General features: G+C 75.1%; 19 protein-coding genes and 1 pseudogene. 13 read left to right on the forward strand and 7 right to left on the reverse strand.

Annotated elements, in window-relative coordinates; translation table 11 throughout:
• Positions 1-148 precede the first annotated feature (148 nt).
• Positions 149-488: pseudogene (locus ACZ6ZR_RS28680) on the forward strand (IS630 family transposase); the annotation flags it as partial.
• A gap of 133 nt (positions 489-621) precedes the next feature.
• Here ACZ6ZR_RS28680 and ACZ6ZR_RS28685 read toward each other — a convergent pair.
• Positions 622-1,236 (reverse strand): hypothetical protein, encoded by a 615-nt coding sequence (locus ACZ6ZR_RS28685; RefSeq protein ID WP_465647135.1) that lies wholly within the window; start codon positions 1,234-1,236, stop codon positions 622-624.
• Between the two features lie 444 nt (positions 1,237-1,680).
• Complete coding sequence (gene sigJ, locus ACZ6ZR_RS28690) at positions 1,681-2,589, reverse strand: RNA polymerase sigma factor SigJ (protein WP_465647137.1); 909 nt, start codon at positions 2,587-2,589, stop codon at positions 1,681-1,683.
• A 187-nt stretch (positions 2,590-2,776) separates the two neighbouring features.
• On the opposite strand from sigJ, the gene ACZ6ZR_RS28695 reads away from it, so the two are divergent.
• The 3 genes from ACZ6ZR_RS28695 to ACZ6ZR_RS28705 all read left to right on the forward strand — a co-directional run bounded on the left by ACZ6ZR_RS28695 (position 2,777) and on the right by ACZ6ZR_RS28705 (position 5,070).
• Positions 2,777-3,196 (forward strand): hypothetical protein, encoded by a 420-nt coding sequence (locus tag ACZ6ZR_RS28695; protein WP_465647139.1) that lies wholly within the window; start codon positions 2,777-2,779, stop codon positions 3,194-3,196.
• Between the two features lie 55 nt (positions 3,197-3,251).
• Positions 3,252-4,211, forward strand: a complete 960-nt coding sequence (locus tag ACZ6ZR_RS28700) for a pseudouridine synthase (RefSeq protein WP_465647141.1) — start codon at positions 3,252-3,254, stop codon at positions 4,209-4,211.
• 70 nt (positions 4,212-4,281) lie between these two features.
• Positions 4,282-5,070 (forward strand): SGNH/GDSL hydrolase family protein, encoded by a 789-nt coding sequence (locus ACZ6ZR_RS28705; protein WP_465647143.1) that lies wholly within the window; start codon positions 4,282-4,284, stop codon positions 5,068-5,070.
• Positions 5,071-5,143: 73 nt separating this feature from the next.
• Here ACZ6ZR_RS28705 and ACZ6ZR_RS28710 read toward each other — a convergent pair whose 3' ends face one another.
• Positions 5,144-6,052 carry an AurF N-oxygenase family protein gene (locus tag ACZ6ZR_RS28710; RefSeq protein ID WP_465647145.1) on the reverse strand — a complete coding sequence of 303 codons (909 nt, stop codon included), beginning with the start codon at positions 6,050-6,052 and terminating at the stop codon, positions 5,144-5,146.
• A gap of 192 nt (positions 6,053-6,244) precedes the next feature.
• On the opposite strand from ACZ6ZR_RS28710, the gene ACZ6ZR_RS28715 reads away from it, so the two are divergent.
• Positions 6,245-7,048 carry a tetratricopeptide repeat protein gene (locus ACZ6ZR_RS28715; protein WP_465647147.1) on the forward strand — a complete coding sequence of 268 codons (804 nt, stop codon included), beginning with the start codon at positions 6,245-6,247 and terminating at the stop codon, positions 7,046-7,048.
• A gap of 31 nt (positions 7,049-7,079) precedes the next feature.
• On the opposite strand, the gene ACZ6ZR_RS28720 is transcribed toward ACZ6ZR_RS28715, so the two are convergent.
• Positions 7,080-7,979: a hypothetical protein gene (locus ACZ6ZR_RS28720; protein WP_465647148.1), complete on the reverse strand. Its 900-nt coding sequence runs from the start codon at positions 7,977-7,979 to the stop codon at positions 7,080-7,082.
• Positions 7,980-8,252: 273 nt separating this feature from the next.
• Here ACZ6ZR_RS28720 and ACZ6ZR_RS28725 point away from each other — a divergent pair, with 273 nt between their 5' ends.
• From ACZ6ZR_RS28725 to ACZ6ZR_RS28735, 3 genes are all read left to right on the forward strand, one after another.
• A complete protein-coding gene (locus tag ACZ6ZR_RS28725) occupies positions 8,253-8,561 on the forward strand; it encodes a hypothetical protein (RefSeq protein WP_465647150.1) in 309 nt (102 codons plus the stop codon).
• A 279-nt stretch (positions 8,562-8,840) separates the two neighbouring features.
• Complete coding sequence (locus tag ACZ6ZR_RS28730) at positions 8,841-9,626, forward strand: ABC transporter ATP-binding protein (RefSeq protein ID WP_465647152.1); 786 nt, start codon at positions 8,841-8,843, stop codon at positions 9,624-9,626.
• The gene (locus ACZ6ZR_RS28735) at positions 9,623-11,383 is read left to right on the forward strand and encodes a hypothetical protein (protein WP_465647154.1); all 1,761 of its coding nucleotides are present in this window, start codon (positions 9,623-9,625) and stop codon (positions 11,381-11,383) included. Before ACZ6ZR_RS28730 ends, ACZ6ZR_RS28735 begins: the two co-directional genes overlap by 4 nt.
• 1 nt (position 11,384) lies before the next feature.
• Here ACZ6ZR_RS28735 and ACZ6ZR_RS28740 read toward each other — a convergent pair whose 3' ends face one another.
• The gene (locus ACZ6ZR_RS28740; RefSeq protein WP_465647200.1) at positions 11,385-12,875 is read right to left on the reverse strand and encodes an alpha/beta hydrolase family protein; all 1,491 of its coding nucleotides are present in this window, start codon (positions 12,873-12,875) and stop codon (positions 11,385-11,387) included.
• A 209-nt stretch (positions 12,876-13,084) separates the two neighbouring features.
• Here ACZ6ZR_RS28740 and ACZ6ZR_RS28745 point away from each other — a divergent pair, with 209 nt between their 5' ends.
• The 3 genes from ACZ6ZR_RS28745 (at position 13,085) to ACZ6ZR_RS28755 (ending at position 15,626) form a co-directional block, all read left to right on the forward strand.
• The gene (locus tag ACZ6ZR_RS28745) at positions 13,085-14,296 is read left to right on the forward strand and encodes a sensor histidine kinase (RefSeq protein WP_465647156.1); all 1,212 of its coding nucleotides are present in this window, start codon (positions 13,085-13,087) and stop codon (positions 14,294-14,296) included.
• Positions 14,293-14,967, forward strand: coding sequence for a response regulator transcription factor (locus ACZ6ZR_RS28750; RefSeq protein ID WP_465647158.1), 675 nt, complete (start codon positions 14,293-14,295; stop codon positions 14,965-14,967). Before ACZ6ZR_RS28745 ends, ACZ6ZR_RS28750 begins: the two co-directional genes overlap by 4 nt.
• Before the next feature lie 116 nt (positions 14,968-15,083).
• Positions 15,084-15,626: an EF-hand domain-containing protein gene (locus ACZ6ZR_RS28755; RefSeq protein ID WP_465647160.1), complete on the forward strand. Its 543-nt coding sequence runs from the start codon at positions 15,084-15,086 to the stop codon at positions 15,624-15,626.
• Between the two features lie 12 nt (positions 15,627-15,638).
• Here ACZ6ZR_RS28755 and ACZ6ZR_RS28760 read toward each other — a convergent pair whose 3' ends face one another.
• Entirely contained in the window at positions 15,639-15,986 is a 348-nt protein-coding gene (locus ACZ6ZR_RS28760; protein ID WP_465647162.1) for a hypothetical protein, read from the reverse strand.
• A 168-nt stretch (positions 15,987-16,154) separates the two neighbouring features.
• Here ACZ6ZR_RS28760 and ACZ6ZR_RS28765 point away from each other — a divergent pair, with 168 nt between their 5' ends.
• The gene (locus tag ACZ6ZR_RS28765) at positions 16,155-16,883 is read left to right on the forward strand and encodes a helical backbone metal receptor (RefSeq protein ID WP_465647202.1); all 729 of its coding nucleotides are present in this window, start codon (positions 16,155-16,157) and stop codon (positions 16,881-16,883) included.
• Between the two features lie 89 nt (positions 16,884-16,972).
• The gene (locus ACZ6ZR_RS28770; RefSeq protein ID WP_465647164.1) at positions 16,973-18,049 is read left to right on the forward strand and encodes an ABC transporter substrate-binding protein; all 1,077 of its coding nucleotides are present in this window, start codon (positions 16,973-16,975) and stop codon (positions 18,047-18,049) included.
• A gap of 37 nt (positions 18,050-18,086) precedes the next feature.
• Here ACZ6ZR_RS28770 and ACZ6ZR_RS28775 read toward each other — a convergent pair whose 3' ends face one another.
• On the reverse strand, positions 18,087-18,800 hold the full coding sequence (locus ACZ6ZR_RS28775) for a hypothetical protein (RefSeq protein WP_465647166.1): 714 nt from the start codon (positions 18,798-18,800) through the stop codon (positions 18,087-18,089).
• Positions 18,801-18,802 lie beyond the last annotated feature (2 nt).

Here is an 18,802-nt window from a genome sequence, read left to right on the forward strand (position 1 = left end):
CTCGTGCATGGTTGGCTGTAGAGCGTCTTATGGATCGGTTTGCCGGGAGAGCCGCTGACTTCCTTTTTGGGTGGCTTCTGAACCTGATCAGGTGATGTCGGAGCCGCTTGCCTGACACTCGTGGGCGGGCTCCGGTGGTCCTGCCGTCGTGAGGTACGCGCAGGGCGGCGGGTGACCGACGCCGAGAGGGCTGCGCGGGAGCAGATCCGGCTGCAGGCCGTGGAGCGCTTCGAAGACGGGGAGGAGAACTGGGAGATCGCTGCCGCGCTGCGAGCGAGCAGTCTGTGGAGCGGAGGCGCCGGGCATGGCGCGGGCCTGGAGAGGCCGGCGTCCAGTCCAAGGGATCACCGGGCCGGCCGCGGCTCGGTCCGGCCCAGATCGTCAGGCTGGAACGGGAGTTGGAGCGCGGACCGCTCACCCACGGCTGGGCGGAGCAGCGGTGGACACTCGCGCGGATCAAGACACTGATCGGCTGGCCGTTCCACGTGCATCCGCGAGTGGGTCATCATGAACGACCCGAACGGCAACTACATCGTCAGCCAACCCACGGAATGGCACTCCTGCCACTGACAGGCCGGCGCGGGCTCCCCCGCGGAACCCCCGCACCTCTGCTTCCCCGTACTACGAACGCCCCAACGCCTCGCGCACGGTGAGCCCGTGATGCTCGTTCAGGCGGCGCAGCTCCCACCACGACAGGGCGGTCACCGTGATCGGGGCTCCGAGGATGAAGGCGGTGCGGGCCGCGGCCGGGACCTCGGAGTAGGCGCCGGTGATGACGTCGAGGAGGGCCATCTCCCAGACCAGGATGCCGGCGAGGAGGGGTGGCAGGACCTCGTGGACGTCGGCGGTGCGGAAGACGTGGACGAGGGAGAGGCCGATGCCGTAGAGGGCGAAGCCGGCTGACCACAGGCAGAGCACCGCGAGGACGACCGTCCCGGCCACACCCATCGCGTCACGGAACCCGGCGGTCTCCGGGGCCATCGCGACGGGGAAGGTGAGCATCGAGGCGACGATGGCCAGCACCGCGCCGAGCGGGCGCAGCGCCCGCCGCAGGTAGGTGCGCCGGAGGTCGCCCTGGGCGGCCGCGATGAAGGCGCCGACCACCACCGGGAAGGTGCAGACCAGCACCAGCACACTGGACCAGCTCTGGTCGAGCCGGTCGTCCGCCATCGCCTTGACGCCGTCGAGGCTGGCCACGGCCCGGTAGGTGGCCGTCAGTCCGATGTAGGCCGCCAACCCCAGCCCAGTGCGCCAGAGTTGGAGCCGACGGACTGACGCGTCCTCCGCCAGGTCGGCGCGCGACGGGCGGAAGGCCCGCTGGGCGGCGTAGAACGGGTTCCGGATGCCCCGCAGGATCTTCCGGGCGCGCGAAGGCTCCGGGAGCGGGGGCGGAGGCTGAGGCGGGGCGTACGGCCCGGGCGGGATCGGCGGCGGGGGCCCGTACGGGTACCCCTGCGGCGGGATCGGCCCCGGGCCAGGCGGAGGTCCGTACCCAGGCGGAGGCCCGTACCCAGGCGGAGGCCCGTAAGGCGCTCCCGCCGGCGGTCCGTAGCCGCCGCCACCTCCACCGTTTCCGCTCACGCGTCGTTCCCCCGTCCAGTCCGTTCGGTCAGTGCCCCGGCATCGTAGTGGGCTTTCCCCGACGGTGCGCTGACGACTCGACAGGCCGGCGGGGAGCAGTCAGGCCGGCACCGGCGGCGCGTCCCAGGCACCGAGCTTCTCCGGGTTCCGCACCGCCCAGATCCGGGTGATCCGCCCGTCCTCCACCGCGAAGGCCGCCACCGTCACGGTGGCGCCGTCGAGTTGGGCGACCAGGCCGGGGCGGCCGTTGACCGAGCTCTCCAGCAGAGACTGGCCCGGGGTGCGGTCGGCGATGGCGAGGAGGAGGCGGGCGATCTGGTCGGAGCCGGTGACGGGCTGGAGGACGGACGGGACCAGGCCGCCGCCGTCGGCGGTGATGGTGGCGGCGGGGTCGAGGAGGGCGACCAGGGCCGCGATGTCCTTGGTCTCCCAGGCGTGCTTGAACGCACGCACCACCCGGGCCTGATCCGCCGTCATGCCGGCCGCCGGCCCGGCGTCCCGCACCCGCCGCCGCGCCGAGGCGGCCAGCTGCCGGCAGGCCGCCGCCGAACGGTCGAGCACCTCGGCGATCTCCCCGAAGGGGTAGCCGAAGACGTCGTGCAGGACGAAGGCCACCCGCTCCGCCGGGGTCATCGTCTCCAGGACCACCAGCAGCGCCATGTCCACCGACTCGTCCAGCGCGATCCGCTCGGCCGGGTCCTGCCGGCCGTCGGCGGACGGGCCGACCGGCCACTCGGTGCGGTCCGGCACGGGCTCGGGTATCCACTCCCCGACGTAGCGTTCGCGCCGGGCCCGGGCCGAGTCGAGCTGGTCCAGGCAGATCCGGCTGGTGACGGTGGTGAGCCAGGCGTCGGGCGAGACGACCGCGTCCTGCCGGTCGAGCGACATGGCGTACCAGCGGGCGTACGCCTCCTGGACGGCGTCCTCGGCCTCGGTGAGCGAACCGAGCAGGCGGTACCCGATGTTGAGGAGCCGGTGGTGCGCACCGTCGAGGGTGGGGGCGGTCATGGTCGGGCAGGCTCCTTCACGACAACACGGGCACCGGGCACGGGGCACGGGCACCGTCATGATCCACTGCGCGCGCCGCCGACGCGAGCCCTTTCGCGCCGTCACCTCACATTCCGGTGGCCTGTCCCGTCAAGGAAGGTGAGCGGCCGGGAACGCACCCGGCGCCGAGCAGAGAGGACGGGCGGCGATGGCCACGACCACGGCAGCGACGGTGACGGCGCGTCGGAGCACCAGGTTCCAGCCCTTCGTACGGGTCGCGGTCGGTCTGCAGACCGCGACCATCCTGGCGCAGGCGATCAGCGCCGGCCTGACCTTCTCCACCTCCTACGGCGAGCTGCTGCACGCGGTGGGCGCCCGGGTGACGTACGGGGCGACCATGCTCTACCTGCTGGCCGCCGTCCTGGCCTGGCGGCCGGGCGGCGGGCCGGGGCGGCCGGTGCTGTACGCGACCGGGTTCCTGGTGCTCTCCTCCGTGCAGGTGGTGGCGGGCGTCGCACACCTGGCGAGCCTTCACATCCCGCTCGGGGTGCTGATGTTCGGCACCAGCCTGCTCCGCTTCGGCTGGGACCTGACGGAGTTCCGCAAGGGCGGGAACGACCGGCTCTGACCCGCCCCGAAGGAGGCCGGGCGGCGCCGGGCCGAGGCGGTTAGGCTGACGCCCCATGAGACGCCGCGCCACCGCCCTGACCTCGCCACTCCCCCAGCGGCACGGCGTCGACCCGGTGCGGCGGCGCCTGCCGGAGGACGAGGGCCGCTGGCCGACGATCCGTTCGTACCTGACGGAATTGCTCCCGGTGGAGCCGGCCCGGGTCGACGCGCTGTTCGAGGGTGACGCCCCCGGCGACGGCGTGCACTCCACCGGCGGGCGGCTGGCGCCTGACGCACCGTTCGTCCCGGGCGGCTGGATCTGGTACCACCGCGACCTGCCGCCCGAGGTGGAGGTGCCGTTCCCGCTCACCGTCCTCCACCAGGACGAACGGATCGTCGTCGCGGACAAGCCGCACTTCCTCTCCATCGCTCCGCGCGGCAAGCACGTCGCCCAGACCGCGCTCGCCCTGCTCCGCGACCGCCTCGGCCTGCCGGAACTCAGCCCGGCCCACCGCCTCGACCGGCTGACCGCCGGGCTGGTGCTCTTCGTGGTCCGGCCGCAGGACCGGGCGGCGTACCAGGGGCTCTTCGCCGAGCGGCGGGTCGGCAAGGAGTACCGCGCGGTGGCCCCGTACCTCCCAGGGCTGGAGCTGCCGCGGACGGTGGAGAGCCGGCTGGTGAAGGAGCGCGGCGAACTGGCGGCGCGGGAGGTGCCGGGCGAGCCGAACAGCCGCAGCGTCGTCGAGCTGCTGACGCAGGACGGGCGGAACGGCGGATACCGCTTGCGGCCCGAGACGGGCAAGACCCATCAGCTGCGGGTCCATCTCGCCTCCCTCGGCATCCCGATCCTCGGCGATCCGCTCTACCCGGCCGTGCTGCCGGAGGCGGCGCCGGACGACTTCCGCGCGCCGCTCCAACTCCTCGCCCACACGCTGGAGTTCACCGACCCGGTCACAGGCGTGCCGCAACGCTTCGAGAGCGGGCGGCACCTGACGCACTGGCCCGAGGGCACCCCGCCCCCCGAGGCCTTGTGACGAAGCTCACCCCCGGGACTCCGTCACCTACGGTCGCGTAAGGTAGTTCACAAGGTGAACTATCTCCTCCATGGCTGACACACAGGACACCCTTGACCTCAGCTCGTACGTGGCGCTCGGGGACAGCTTCACCGAGGGCCTCAACGACGCCCGCCCGGACGGCCTGTACGCCGGATGGGCCGACCGACTCGCCCGACTGCTCGCGGCACAGCGGCCGTTGGGCGACTTCCGGTACGCCAACCTCGCCGTCCGCGGCCGCCTGCTGGACCAGATCGCCGAGGAGCAGGTGCCCCGGGTGGCGGAGATCCGCCCCGACCTGGTGACGCTCTGCGCCGGCGGCAACGACATCCTCCGCCCGGGCAGCGACCCGGACGCGGTGGCCGAGCGGTTCGAGGCGGCCGCGGTGGAGCTCAAGCAGTACGCCGGGACGGTCCTGATCTGCACCGGCTTCGACACCCGGGGCATCCCGGTGCTCGGCATGCTGCGAGGGAAGATCGCCACCTACAACGGCCACCTGCGGGCCATCGCCGACCGGCACGGCCTCACCGTGGCCGACCTCTGGTCGCTGCGTTCGGTGCACGACCGCCGCGCCTGGAGCGACGACCGGCTGCACCTCTCCCCCGAGGGACACCAGCGGGTCGCCCTGCTGGCCGCCCGTTCGCTCGGGCTGCCGCTCACCCCGGAGCAGGACCCGGAGGCCCCCTGGCCCGCCGCGCCCGTGCTCAGCACGGCCGAGCAGCGCCGGGAGAACCTCCAGTGGGCCCGCGAGTTCCTGGTGCCGTGGGTCGGCCGCCGCCTGCGCGGCGAGTCCTCCGGCGACAACGTCGAGGCCAAGCGGCCGGAGCTGCTTCCCCTCTGAGCCCACGTCAGCCACCGGCCCGGACCTCCCCGACGGAGGTCCGGGCCCTGCCGTTCTCCCCGCGGGGAGCGGTTCAGATCACCCCGGCGCGACGGAGCAGCCAGCGGTTGACGGGGCCGATCAGGCCCGCGCGGTCGAGGACGCCGACCGCCTTCGCCGCCATCCGGGTCTTGGTGGCCCGCCAGTGGGGGTTGCGCCGGGCGGCGGCCCGTCCGTCCTTCGGGGCGATGCCGACCGCCGCGTAGAGACGGGGGTTGATCAGGCCGTTGGTGGAGCGGTGGATGATCAGACCGATCAGCAGCTGCTCGTAGAGGCGGCGCAGCCGGCCGGCCCGGGTGCGGACCAGCTCCTCGCGGGCGTAGGTGATGTGGCGGGACTCCTCGATCACGTGGATCCGGGAGACCTGGCGGGTGAGCGGCTGGAGCGACTCGTCGTTCATCAGCTCGCGCTGGAAGGCGTCGAGGATCTCCTCCACGTACATGGTGCCGCCGAAGGTCTGACTGTGCGTCGAGATCGCCTTGAAGATCCGGCCGAGCTCGTGCGAGAGCCGTCCGGGGCCGTAGTGCGGGACGCCCATCCAGGAGATCATCTTCGCGAACATCACCGAGTGCCGGCACTCGTCGGCGATCTCGGTGAGCGCGTACTGCACGTGGGCGCTGGTCGGGTCCCGGTCGAAGGCGTGGCGCAGCAGCATCTGCATCAGGATCTCCTCGAACCAGATGCCGAGGCTGGCGACGCTGGCCACCTCGTGCTTGCTGAGCTCGATCCGCTGCTGCTCGCTCAGGCCCTCCCAGAGCTCGGTGCCGTAGAGGGAGAGGTGGTGCGGCGGGCAGAAGTAGCGCCCGGCCAGCGGCGGGGTGTCCCAGTCCACCTCGGTGAGCGGGTCGAAGGAGAGCCGGGCCGAGGAGGCGAGCAGCCGCTCGGCGGTGCGGCGGCGCTCCTCGGGCCAGGCTTCGGGGGCGGTCCGGACGGCCTTGGTCATCGGCCCTCTTCCTTCCTCTCGGCGCACGGCGGGGCGCACTCGCCCTCTGACCGGAAGGTAGAAGCTATTAGACACACCGTCAATACTTCGCGCAGCACTGCCCCGGCGGCCGCCGCGGCCCCAGCCTGACGGCCCGTCAACCCCCTTGCCCGTTCCTCGAACAGGCGTGCGCGGAGTTCGTATGCTGGCCGGATGACGACGAACCCCCTCACGCACGTCACCGCCCTCTACCACGCGGGCCGCTACGCCGAGGCGGAGACCGAGGCGCGCGCCCTCGCGGCGGCTCCCCGGACGGAGCCGGAGGACCTGGTGTTCGGGCCGCTGGCGCAGGAGATCGTCGCGCTCGCGGCGAGTGCCCAGGGCCGCCACGCCGAGGCGCTCGCCATCTTCGACGAGGTGCGGCCGGTCTTCGCGGAGCTGGTCGGGGAGGAGCACCCGCTGGTCCTCAAGCTGCGCGCGGACCGCGCCCATGTGCTCGGCATGCTCGGCCGCCACGCCGAGGCCGAGTCGGAGTGCGCGGACGCCGCCCACCTCGCCGAGCGCCACCCGGGGACGGGGATGGAGCCGGAGATCGAGCTCCTGGCGATGCACGCGCGCAGCGGGCAGCTCCAGGCCCTGATCGCGCTGGGCCTCTACTCGGAGGGCGAGGCGGTGGCCCGTCAGGCGATCGCCTCGCACCCCGAGAACGACCAGGTCTCCCTGCTCCTGCGGCTCGGCCTGTGCCGCAGCCTCAACCTCCAGGAGCGCTACGAGGAGGCCCTCGCCGAGGCGCGGCTGGCCGACGAGGTGCGCCGCGACTGGGACGAGGAGCACCGCCGTCCGGAGACCGGCGCCGTCGAACTGGCCGCGGCCCTGGCCCTGCTCGGGCTGGGCCACGACAGCGCGGCCCGTCCGCTGGCCGTCACCGCCCTCGACTCCTGCCTGGCCGCGTTCGGCCCGGACAACTCCCGCACCGCGGAGGCCCGGCAGCTGCTGGAGCGGATCGACGGCGCCTGAGACCGGCCCTGCCGCCCGGCGGTGCTGACGGTCAGTCGAGCGCCTTCGGGGAGGCGGCGGCCGTCCAGTAGTCCGGGTCGGCCGGGATCCGCTGCGAGAGGTCCGCGCGGACCTGGTCGGCGAGCTTGCGGGTGTCGCGGCGGTTCATGGTGGCGCCGAGGCCGGCGCCGATCAGGAGCGGGGTCAGGGAGGGGAGCTTGCGCAGGGTGCTCCGGGTGAGCCGCTTGCGGAGCTTCTGGCGGACCTCGGAGCTGACCGCCATCGCCGCCAGCCCGGCCGGACGGATCAGGGCGGCCCGGTCGATGCCCCGGCCGTCGGCCCAGGCGCCGACGTACGCGGTGGCCCGCTGCGCCACCGTGCCCTGGGCGGGGACGCCGTAGACCTCGTGCAGCTCGGCGATCAGCTTGATCTCCACCGCCGCCACCGAGAGGGTCTCCGCCGCGATCTCCACCGGCATCGCGGGCGGCACCGGCATCATCGCCGCCGCGCCGGCCCCCGCGCCCAGCGCGGCGGAGGAGCGGCAGGCGCCGAGCGTGATCAGTTCGGCCAGCTCGGCCGGGGTGGCGGCGCCGGGGTGCTGGGCGCGCAGGGTGGCCAGGCTGCGGACCGGGATCCGGGGCGCGGCGTCCAGCAGCCGGTCGGCCAGCACCTTGCCGCCGTACCCGGCGCCCTTGGCGGCCGCCTTGCCGCCCCGCCCGAGCGCGGTGGTCAGCGAACGGACCAGCGCGGCGGCCCGCCGGCTCCCCTTCCGCCGGTACCAGGCCTCCCGGACGGCGGGCGCGGCGTCGGGCAGGCTGCGCTCCATCTCGGCCGAGAGCGCGGCCAGCTGCCCGGCGACGTCCTCGCCGCCGCCGGCCGCACCCGGAGCGCTCTCGTCCGGCCCCGGGCCGGGCTCCGGCTCGCCGTCTCTCCTCCGTCGGATGATTCCCATGATCTGCGGGTACCCGGTCCGCTCCGCCGCCACGCCGCACCGCGACCCCGATATCCCCCTGGTACCGCTCCGGTCTCGGTTCGGGCATGCCCACGCCCACGAACCGTGCCCGCCCAGCACACTGGACCCGGCCGGTCTGACGGGGTGTCACGGGGGCGAGCGCCCCGCCGACCGGCCGCACCGACGCCTGCCTCGGCCGCCTCGGTGCCCGCACCGCGCACCCCCGTCCGCCGGGCCCCTGCCTGCTCGCCGAGACCGAGGGGACCGACCGCCGTGCCGACCACCACGAGAGCCCGCGCCACGGACCGCAGCGACCTCCAGCTGGCCGCCCTGCTCACCGCCGCGACCGCCGTCCTCGACCTCCTGCTGCTCCTGGCGGTCACCCGCGTCGGCGGCCTGCTCCTCTCCTTCCACCTCGGCGGCGCCACCGTCGCCGCCCTGCGCGCCCTCTGGTACCCGGCGCCGGCCGCCCGCCAGGTCCGCCGCCTGGCCCTCTGGCTCCTGCTCGGCCAACTCGCCCTGGTCGCAACCCTGCTGGCCACCCTGGTGGCCCTCCACTGGGCCCTGCGCGGCACGCCCTGAGCACCCAGGGACTGTCTCCTCGGTGGGGTCGGACAGCGGGCGTCGTTGGGGTGCGTGCATCGGCGCCGCCGAGAAGGGGGCACCTCCCGGCCGGAGGCTGGGGGAGAGTCCGTGCGGAGCATCGGCGACCGACGAGAAGGCGTCGAGGTGTGTGCCCCGGCGGCGACCGCCCGGCCCCACCAAGAGACAGTCCCTAGTGCCGTGCCCGGCACTAGCGACAGGCCGCTCACGCCCGCTGGGTACTGTGGGCGGTCCACCCGTCGAAAGGCGCCCCTCCCCATGGCCAAGAACGCCGCCGGACCAGCCGCCGGATCTCCCTCCGCCGCACGCAAGGCCCCGGCACCGGCGCCCCTGCTGCGCCTGAGCGGCGTCAGCCGCTCCTACGGCGACCGGGAGGTGCTGCACCCGGTGAACCTGTCGCTGGCGGCCGGCGAGTGCGTCGCGCTGCTCGGCCACAACGGGTCGGGCAAGTCCACCCTGCTGCGGGTCGCGGCCGGGCGGGACGCGCCCAGCAAGGGCACCGTGCGCTTCGACGGCCTGCCGATGGACCAGAACGACCCCCGGGTCCGGGCCCGGGTGGCCGTGGTCGGCGACACCGTCGCGTGCTATCCGGACCTGACGGTCCGTGAGCACCTGCTGCTGGTGGCGGTCGCGCACGGCGTGGCCGACGCGCCGGACTGGATCACCGAGGTACTGGCCCACCGCAACCTCACCGACCGGGCCGACGCCCTGCCCTCGGCGCTCTCCTCCGGCCAGATGCAGGCCCTGCTGCTGGCCTGCGCGATGGTCCGCCCGCGCGACCTGCTCCTGCTGGACGAGCCCGAGCAGCGGCTCGACCCGGAGGCCCGTCGCGACCTCGCCGAGCTGCTCAAGGGCGAACTCGCCGACGGGGTCGCGGTGCTGCTGGTCACCCACCACACCGACCTGGCGCTGGACGTGGCCGACCGGGTGGTGGTGCTGGAGGAGGGAAAGATCATCAAGCAGGGCAAGCCCCGTCAGGTGCTCGCGGCGGAGTACGCGGCGTACGCCGCCCGCACCGCAGCCGCCCCGGCCGGTGGCCGATGAGCACCGCCCCCGCCGCCGAGACGGACAGTCCGGAGAGCACGGAGAGCGCAGAGGGCACGGACCGGACCGTCGAGCCCTGGTCCGCGGACGACGACTGGACCGACGAGACCCTCGCCCTGCTGCGCGAACTGCGCGCGCCCCACCGGCGCAACCGCGCCAAGTCCGTCGCCTTCGGGCTCTACTGCGTGCTGCTCGGCCTGGTGGTCTGGGGCGGCGTGCCCAGCCTCGGCCTCTTCCTCCAGGCCTCGATGGGCGCCGACTACACCGGCCATGGCGGCGACCTGCTCGCCGCGATGCCCGCCGGCATCACCGCCGTCGGCCTGGCCACCTTCCTGCTCCTGCTCCGCGACGGCCTCTGGCGCGGCCCGGTGGTGCCGCCCCGGGCCGCGACCGACTGGCTGCTCGCCCACCCCGTCCGGCCCCGCCCGGTGCTGCGGCCGTGGTTCTGGCTGTCCTGCGCGGTGGCCGCGTTCCCGGGTCTGGTGGCGGCGGTCGGCGGCATGGTCGCGCTCGGGCTCACCGTCCGCACCGGTCTGCCGGCCGCGCTCGGCTGGTGCCTGCTCGGCGGGCTCGGCGTCCCGCTGCTGGCCACCTGCGCCGCCCTGGTGGTCGAGCGCAGCGACCGCGCCGCCCGCTGGGTGCGTCGTCTCACCCCCTACCTGACCCTGCTGGTGCTGGCCCTCGCCGCGCAGTCCGCGCTCGCCGTCGCCGGTCACCCGGTGCGCTGGCTGGAGCGGGCCGAGCTCTGGTCCGGCCCCTGGGGCTGGGCCGCCGTCGCCGCCCTGGCCCCGACCCGGGCCGCGGTGCCGGGCGGCTGGATCGCCGCCGCCCTCCTCCTGCTCGGCACCGCCGCCGCCCTGGTGGCCGCCGACCGGGCCGCCGCGACCGTCCCGCTGGCCCGCCTGCGCGAACGGGCCCGGACGGCCGCCGGGGTTCTCGCGGCCCTGCGCACGGTCGAGCTGCGCAGCGCCCGACTGACCGTCAACAGCGCCAACGGCAGCGCCCGGCAGCGCCGCCTGCGCCTGCCCGCCCCTCGGCGGGCCTGGCTGATCGTGCCCTGGCGCGACACCCTCGCGCTGCTCCGCTCCCCGGCGCGGCTGGGCCGCGCGGTGGTGCTGGCGGTGCCCGCGCCGCTCTGCGCCGTGCTCGCCCACGGAGCCCGGGGCGGGCTCTCCTGGCTGGCCACGGCCGTCGCGCTGGTCTTCGGCTACCTGGCGGTGGCCCAACTGCTGGAGCCCGCCCGGATCGAGACCGACGACGTCCGGCGGGCCTCCTGGTCGCCGTACCCCTTCGCGAACCTGATGCTCCGTCACGCCGTCGTCCCGCTGCTGGCCGGCCTGCTGCTGGGCCTGGCCTGCGCCGTGGCCCTGCTGGCGCTCGACGGTGGCGGTGCGGATGGCGGCGCCGGTGCCGGGCCGGCCGTCTGGCTGATCCCGGCCGCCGTGCCGGCGCTGGTCGCGGCCGGGCTGGTGAACGCCTGCCGGGGCCCGGCGCGCCGTGACCTGATGTACTCCTCCTCTCCCAGCGGGGGTGGTGGCACCGGGCCGCTGGTCTTCGCCCTCTGGTACGCGGCCGGGCCGGCGGTGGCCGTGGTGGTCCTGACGCCGCTCTACTCGACCGCCCTGCGGGCGGGTTCCGTCCCGGCGGTCGCCCGGGCCGCGGCCGTTGCCGTGCTGCTGGCGGTACTGCTCCTCACCTGGGCCCGGAACCGGGCCGCGCGGATGAGCACGGCCCGGTCCGGCGAGACCGCGGCCTGACTCACCGTCCGCCCGGGCGGTGGACGGTGAGCCCGCCGTAGGCCGCCAGGGCGGCGGCCGGGTCGCCGCCCGCCCGGCCGCGCAGCGTGGCGTCCAGGAAGGCCAGGGTGGCGCCGGCGGTGACCCTCACACTCTCGGTGCGGCCGAGCGAGCCGGTGATCGAGGGCACCGGCGGCAGGTAGAGGGGGCTGTCGGTGAAGGTGAGATGGGCCGCCCCGGGGACGGTGAGGCGGTAGGCGGTCGCGGTGCCGGAACCCAGCACCTCGGTGAGGCGGGGCAGGTAGCGGGGGTCGGTGTCCGGAGTGACGGCCTGGGTCAGCGCGAGGGCCGGCTGGTGCAGGGCGGGCGTGGCGGGGCCGTGCGGGAAGCCGTCCAGGTCGACCACGGCGCCGAACCGCTGGTCCTGCCGGGCGGCTTGCAGGGCGGCGGCGCCGCCCATCGAGTGGCCGGTCACCGCCGCGCGGCCGGTGTCCAGACGGCCCGTCAGCGGGTCGCCGCCCTCGCCCCGGTCCAGCGTGGTGAGCCGGGTGAGGACGAAGCCGAGGTCGGCGGCCCGGATCGCGGTCCACCCGGCCGCGAGCTGTTCGTCCCGGTCGCGGTCGCCGGATGAGGTGGTCGCGGTGGTGACGGTCCGTCCGTCGGCGAGCAGGACGGCGGCGGAGTCGTAGGGGTGGTCGAGGGCGGCCACCAGGTAGCCGTGGCTGGCGAGTTCCTCGGCCCAGGCGGTGTTCTGGGTCCGTACGCCGCTGGAGCCGGGAGAGAACAGGACCACCGGGAAGCGCCCGCCCCCGTCCGCCGGCGGGGCGTCGAGGACCGCGCGGGTGCGGGCCTGCGGCACCCCGTCGACCAGGAAGCCCGGCAGCCCCGCGGTGCGGGCGAGCGCCTCGGCCACCGTCCGCGCCTCCTGCTCGGTCCGTCCCAGGTAGCGGGCCCGCTCGGCGCCGTCGGGGCTCCTCCGCGCCGGGTACCAGAGCTGCGCCACGACCGTACGGTGGTCGTCCGGGTCGGGGGTGAAGGTCTCCGGGCGCCCCGGGTCGGTCCACTGCACCACGCGGGTCCCGACGGCGAACTCGCCCGAGGGCTGCGGGAAGACGGGCACGGGGAAGGCCCAGGCCGCCACCGGGCCGGCGGCTATCAGCCCGGCGCAGGCTGCGGACCCCGGCAGCGCCAGCCACCACGGGGCCCGCCGGGTCGGCTTCCCCGCGCGGGAGCGCAGGACCGGGACGAGGGCGAACGGCAGCGCGACGGCGCCGCCCGCCAGCACCGGCACCAGCTGCCAGCGGAGGCCCGCGACGGCCGACGCGGCCACCGCGAGCGGGAAGACGGCCGCGGCCGCGACGGCGGTGCGGCGGCGGGCCGTGGGCGGCAGCCAGCGCGCGAGTGCCAGCGCGGCGGCGGCGAGCACGGCGAGGAGTTCGGGGAGGGACATGGACAGCTCCGGGATGTTCTCGGTCACCAGGCCATCGTCGAGTCCGCGCCGGTGGCGGCACATCGCTCCCTGGTCGTCGGCCGCTGCCACCGTGGTCGCACCGGTGCAGGCCCGGTGAACCGGTGCGTTGCGACCCTGGTCGGTGGCGCGGCTCCTCCTCCAGGCGTACCTCGGAGCGGCACGATCAGACGGTGGGTGCATGCGCCGGCCACCCTCGGGGCCCTAGCGTGGCGGCAGTACGGAGCGCGAGGACGAGGCGACGGGAACCTGTGATGACCGAGGCGGCCGCCGGGCCCGGCAGTGCCCACTGCTCCCTCCGGGAGCTCACCCTCCGTGGCCGGCTCCGACTGCCACCGTCGCTCACGGAGGCGCTGCTCGCGGCACTGCTCCTGCTCAACGTGCTGACCACGTACGGGCGTCCGGAGCTTCCGGCGGCCCTGGCCCTGACCGCCGCGCTCGCGCTGCCGCTGCTGTGGCGCCGCCGGACCCCGCTCGCCGTGTTCGGCTCGATCGCGGCCGCGGCCTTCGCCGCCTGGCTGACGGACCATCAACTCCCGGCTTCCATCTGCCTGTTGGTCGCCCTCCACACGGTGGCCGCGCGCTCCGGCCGACGCGTCACGCTGCTCGCGGGCGCCGTGGTGGAGGCCGGGGCCGTGCTGGCCTGTCTGCGCTGGACGCCGGACGGGGCGTTCCTGACACCCTTCGTCGCGGTGACCGCACTGGTGGTCGCGGCCGTCGCCCTGGGCGTCAACGTCCGCACCACCCACGCCTACCTGGCCCTCGTGGAGGACCGGGCGGTCCGCGCGGAGCAGCAGCAGGACCAGCAGGCGCGGCTGGCCGTGGCCGAGGAACGCACCCGGATCACCCGCGAGATGCACGACATCGTCACCCACAACCTCTCGGTCATGGTCGCCCTCACCGACGCCGCCGTCCACGCGCAGCACCGCTCCCCCGACCGGGCGACCGCGGCGATGCTCCAGATCTCCGAGACCGGGCGGCAGGCCCTCACCGACATGCGGCGCTCGCTCGGCGTCCTACGGGCCGACGAGCCGGACGCCCGGCTCCACCCCCTGCCCGGCATCGCCCAACTGGCGGCGCTCGCCGAGCAGATGGGCGCCGCCGGGCTGCCGACGCGCCTGGCGGTACGGGGCGGTCACGGCCATGTGCCCGCCACCGCCCAACTGACGGTCCACCGCCTGGTCCAGGAGGCCTTGACCAACGCCCTCAAGCACACACCCACGGGCACCCGCGCCACGGTCCTGGTCCACTGCGCGGCCGACAGCGTCACCGTGGACGTCACCGACACCGGCCCCCGCACCGCACCCTCCTCCGCCGCATCCCCCGCCGCGCCGGGCCGCGGGCTGACCGGCATGCGGGAGCGGTCCGCCGCCTACGGGGGCACCCTGCGGGCCGGGCCGCTCCCCGGCGGCGGCTGGGGCGTGCACACCCGACTCCTGCTCGACGGCGGGGCGATGTCCCCGTGACGATCCGCGTCCTGATCGCCGACGACGAGGCCCTGCTGCGGATGGCCTTCACCATGATCCTGGAGGACCAGCCCGACATGGCCCCGGTCGGCGAGGCCTCGGACGGCGCTCAAGCCGTGGCACTGGCGAGGGAGTTGCGCCCGGACGTGGTCCTGATGGACGTCCGGATGCCCGGCACGGACGGCATCGAGGCGACCCGCCAGGTCGTCGCGGCCTCCCCTCGGACCAAGGTGCTGATCCTCACCACCTTCGACCTGGACGAGTACGCCTTCGCCGGCCTGGAGGCCGGGGCCTCGGGCTTCCTGCTGAAGAACACCCGTCCAGGTGAACTGCTCACCGCCGTCCGCAGCGTGGCCTCCGGCGACGCGGTGGTCTCCCCCCGGATCACCCGCCGTCTGCTGGAGACCTTCCGCCCGCACCTCCCGGGCGGGACCGGCACCGGCACCGGTACCGGCCGCGACCCACGCCTGAGCCGGCTCAGCGCCCGGGAGCACGAGGTGCTCGTCAAGGTGGCCTCCGGCCTCTCCAACAGCGAGATCGCGGGCGAGCTCCACCTCGCCGAGGCGACCGTCAAGTCCCACCTGGGGCGGATCCTGCTCAAGCTCGAACTCCGCGACCGGGTCCAGGCGGTGGTCTTCGCCTACGACCACCGCCTCGTCCACCCGGCCTGACGGCCAGTACCACATCCGTTCCGCACACGGACGGACTCCGGGCGAACGTCCGCGCCCGCCCGGCGGCACGGCCTACCGTGACCGCCAGATCGGTTCCGCACAGAGGAGGCCCGTCCATGGCCAACGAGTTCCAGCGCCGCAAGCTCCGCAACGTGTTCACCGCCTTCGACACCGACGGGGACGGCTACCTGCGGAAGGCCGACTTCGAGTCCCTGGTGATCCGCTGGAGCCAACTCCCCGCCGTCCAACGGGACTCCGGGCTGCGGGCCCGCGTCGAGGCCTTCCTGCTCGGCTGGTGGGACCACCTGGCCGCCGTCGCCGACACCGACCGCGACGACCGCGTCGACATGGACGAGATGCTCGCCCTGGTCGACCAGCTCCCCGCCATCCGCGGCACCGTCACCGCGACCGCCGACACCGTCTTCGACGCCGTCGACGAGAACGGCGACGGCCGGATCTCCCGCGAGGAGCACCGCCGCCTCGTCGACCTCTGGCACGGCCGCCCGGTCGAGACCGACGACGTCTTCGACCTCCTCGACCTGGACGGCGACGGCTACCTCAGCCGCCCCGAATTCGCCAGCCTCTGGGCCCAGTTCTGGATCAGCCCCGACCCGGCCGAACCCGGAAACCTGATGTGCGGCCCCATCCCGGAGCGGTGACGGCGCTCCAGCTCAGCCTCTCCCGCCCCTGACCAGCCGCCGCCACCGGGGCTGCTCCGTCACGAGGCAGGCCGCGGCGAGCACGCTGGTGACGGTGGCGGCCCAGGCGGGCCAGACGCTCCAGGCGGCAACCACCGCCACGAGCAGCTGGAGCAGCACCAGCGCGACGGTGACCGCCCCGGGGACGGCGACGACCACGTGGTTCTTGTCGCCGGGAGTGGCGAACACCGTCGGCAGTCCGATCAGCACCACCACCGACAGGACGGCCGACGGGACAGAGTACGGGGCGAGGGCCCAGGGCGCGGCGGTCCAGGCGATCAGTTCGGTGAGGAAGCGGAGCGGCGCCGCGGTTCTGTTCACGTCCCAGACCCTCGCACGGTCGCCACCGCCTGCCCAGGGGGTCACCGCACCATCTCGGGCTCCCCGCCGGCACGCCGCGTCGGACGATCCTCCGGCACCGGCACCCCTCCGGGGTGGTCCCCCGTCAGCAGCCCGGGTGCGGTGGGCGGGTAGCGTGACGGCATGACGATGCGGGTGGTGTCACTGGTGCCGTCGCTGACCGAGGCGGTGGCGGCGACGGAGCGGGAGCTGCTGGTCGGGGTGACGGACTGGTGCACCGAGCCGGGCGACCTCGACGTGGCCAGGATCGGCGGGACCAAGAATCCGGACGTCGAGCGGATCGTCGCGCTGCGCCCGGACCTGGTCGTCGCCAACGAGGAGGAGAACCGCGAGGCCGACCTCGCGGCGCTCCGGGCCGCCGGCGTGGCGGTGCGGGTGACCGAGGTGCGGTCGGTGCCGCAGGCCTTCGAGGAACTGCACCGCCTGCTGACGGAGGATCTGGAGCTGGAGCGGCCCGGCTGGTTGGCGGAGGCCGAGGCCGCCTTCGCCGCCCTGGCCCCGGTGGCGGCGCCGCTGCGGGCCGTGGTGCCGATCTGGCGGCGGCCGTGGATGGTGCTCGGCCGGGACACCTTCGCCGGGGACGTCCTGCGGCGGCTCGGCGTCGAACCCGTCCACGCCGCCCACCCCGAGCGCTACCCCGCCATCCCGGTCGAGCAGCTCCGCGCCGAGGCACCCGACCTGGTGGTCCTCCCCGACGAGCCCTACCGCTTCACCGCCACCGACGGCCCCGAGGCCTTCCCCAGCGTGCCCGCCGCCCTGGTGAGCGGCCGTCACCTCACCTGGTACGGCCCCTCCCTGACCGAAGCCCCCGCCGTCCTCACCGCAGCCCTGCGCCGCGCGCGGTCCGGCGGACGCTGACCGACTCCCCCGGCCGTCCCTGGGCCCGGCGAGAGGCCCGGCTGGAGTCCCGGCCTGAGTCCCGCCACCACACCGAAAGGCACCTCCTCGTGAACGCCCCCTTCACCACCGAGCCCGTCCGGATCGGCGCCCTCGCCCCGCTCTCCCGCCCCGGCTGGGTCGAGGCCGGCCGGCACCTGCTCGCCGGGATCGAGCTGGCGGTCCGCGAGGTGAACGCCGCCGGCGGCATCCACGGACGCCCGCTGGACCTGACGGTCCGTGACACCGCCGCCGATCCGCAGCGCGCGGCCGCCGCGGTGGAGGAACTGGCCGCGCTCGGGGTGGCCGCCGTGGTCGGCGAGTACCACAGCGTCGTCGCCCGCGCCGCCGCCGCGCGGGCCGACGCCCTCGGGGTGCCCTTCCTCTGCTCCTCCGCCGTGCTGGACTCGCTGACCGAGCACCCCACCGACTGGGTGGCCCGGGTCGCCCCGGCCCAGTCGCACGGCTGGCGCGTCTACGCCGACTTCCTCCTCGCCGCCGGCCACCGTCACCTCGCCGTAGCGGTCGACCCCACCGTCTACTGGGCCTCGGGCATCGCCGTCCTCCGCGCCCACCTCGCGCCCCACGGCGGCACCGTCACCGAGTGGCCCGCCGGCGAACTCGACCCGGACGCGCTCGCCGAGGGCGACGCGACCGCGCTGCTGCTCCTGACCGGCGTCCCCGGCCGGGCCGTCGAGCTGGTCCGCACGCTCCGTCACGACCCGCGCCTCGCAGGCCTGTTGATCGGCGCCCCGGCCGGGCAGCCCGAGTTCGCCGACTGGGTGGAACCGCTCGGTGCGGACGGCGACTCGGTCCCGTTCCTGCGCTACCTGCCGGAGCGGCCCACCCCGCGCGGGGCCCAGGTCGAGGCGCTGCTGCGCGAGCACCTGGCCGCCGCTCCCTCCTTCGTCGCCTTCGAGGGCCACGACACCGTCACCGTCCTGGCCGAGGCCCTCCGCACCCACGGAACGGACCGCGCCCGCCTCGCCGCAGCCTGGCCGCACCTGACGGTCGAGGGCACCCGGGGGACGATCCGCTTCTCCCCCGTACCGGGCACCGGCCTCCACCAGTGGGCCTGGCCCCCGGTCCAGGTCGTCGAACGCGACCCGGCCGCGCCCGACGGCTTCCGCGTCCTGCACACCGCTTGACGCCCCGTCCGGCCACCCGGCACTGCACGGCACGGTCTCAGCGTCCCGGGTCCTGCTCCAGCGCCCAGGCGCGCAGCCGGGCCACGGCCTCCTCCCTGGGGAGCGGGCCGAGCCGCAGGTGCAGCTCCCGCAGGTGCCGGGTGGCCGCACCGACCAGCGGGCCCGGGCGCAGGCCGAGCACCTCCATGACCGCCCTGCCGTCCAGGGCCGCCGGGACGTCCCGCAGCATCCTCGACCTCTCCGACTCGGCGGCGGCCAGCTCCGCACGCTCGTGCTCCTCCCACCAGGCGTCGTAGTCCGCCACCCGTCCGGCGGCGCGGGCCGCCTCCTGCCAACCGTCGGTGTCCCGTTCCCGGCCCAGCCCCACCTCCAGGAACAGGTCGCGGTGGCCCTCCCCCTCGGAGGCGGTCGCGACGACACCGAGGAGGGCGAGCGCGGCATTGACCGGCCACTCCTCCCGTGGACGCTCGAAGGTCCGGGTAGCGGTCTTCCGCTCCTTCGCGCCGTCCCGCCAGACGACGGCGCTCTGCATTCCCACCCCGCCGAAGAACTCCGCCTCCACGTGGGCGACCGTTCCGCTCCGCGACCACTCGCCCAAGGTCCGGTCGAGGTCCGCCGACGCCAGTGCGCCGGTGACCGGGAGCAGCCCCAGCCGCCGGCGGAGCGGGGCGACGGACGCCTCCGGGATCCCGGCGCTCCGGCTCCGCAGCAGGTCGAAGTCTCCGATGACGGCGTTCAGTTCGTACGACACCG

The sequence above is a fragment of the Kitasatospora sp. NPDC088742 genome, assembly GCF_055584905.1.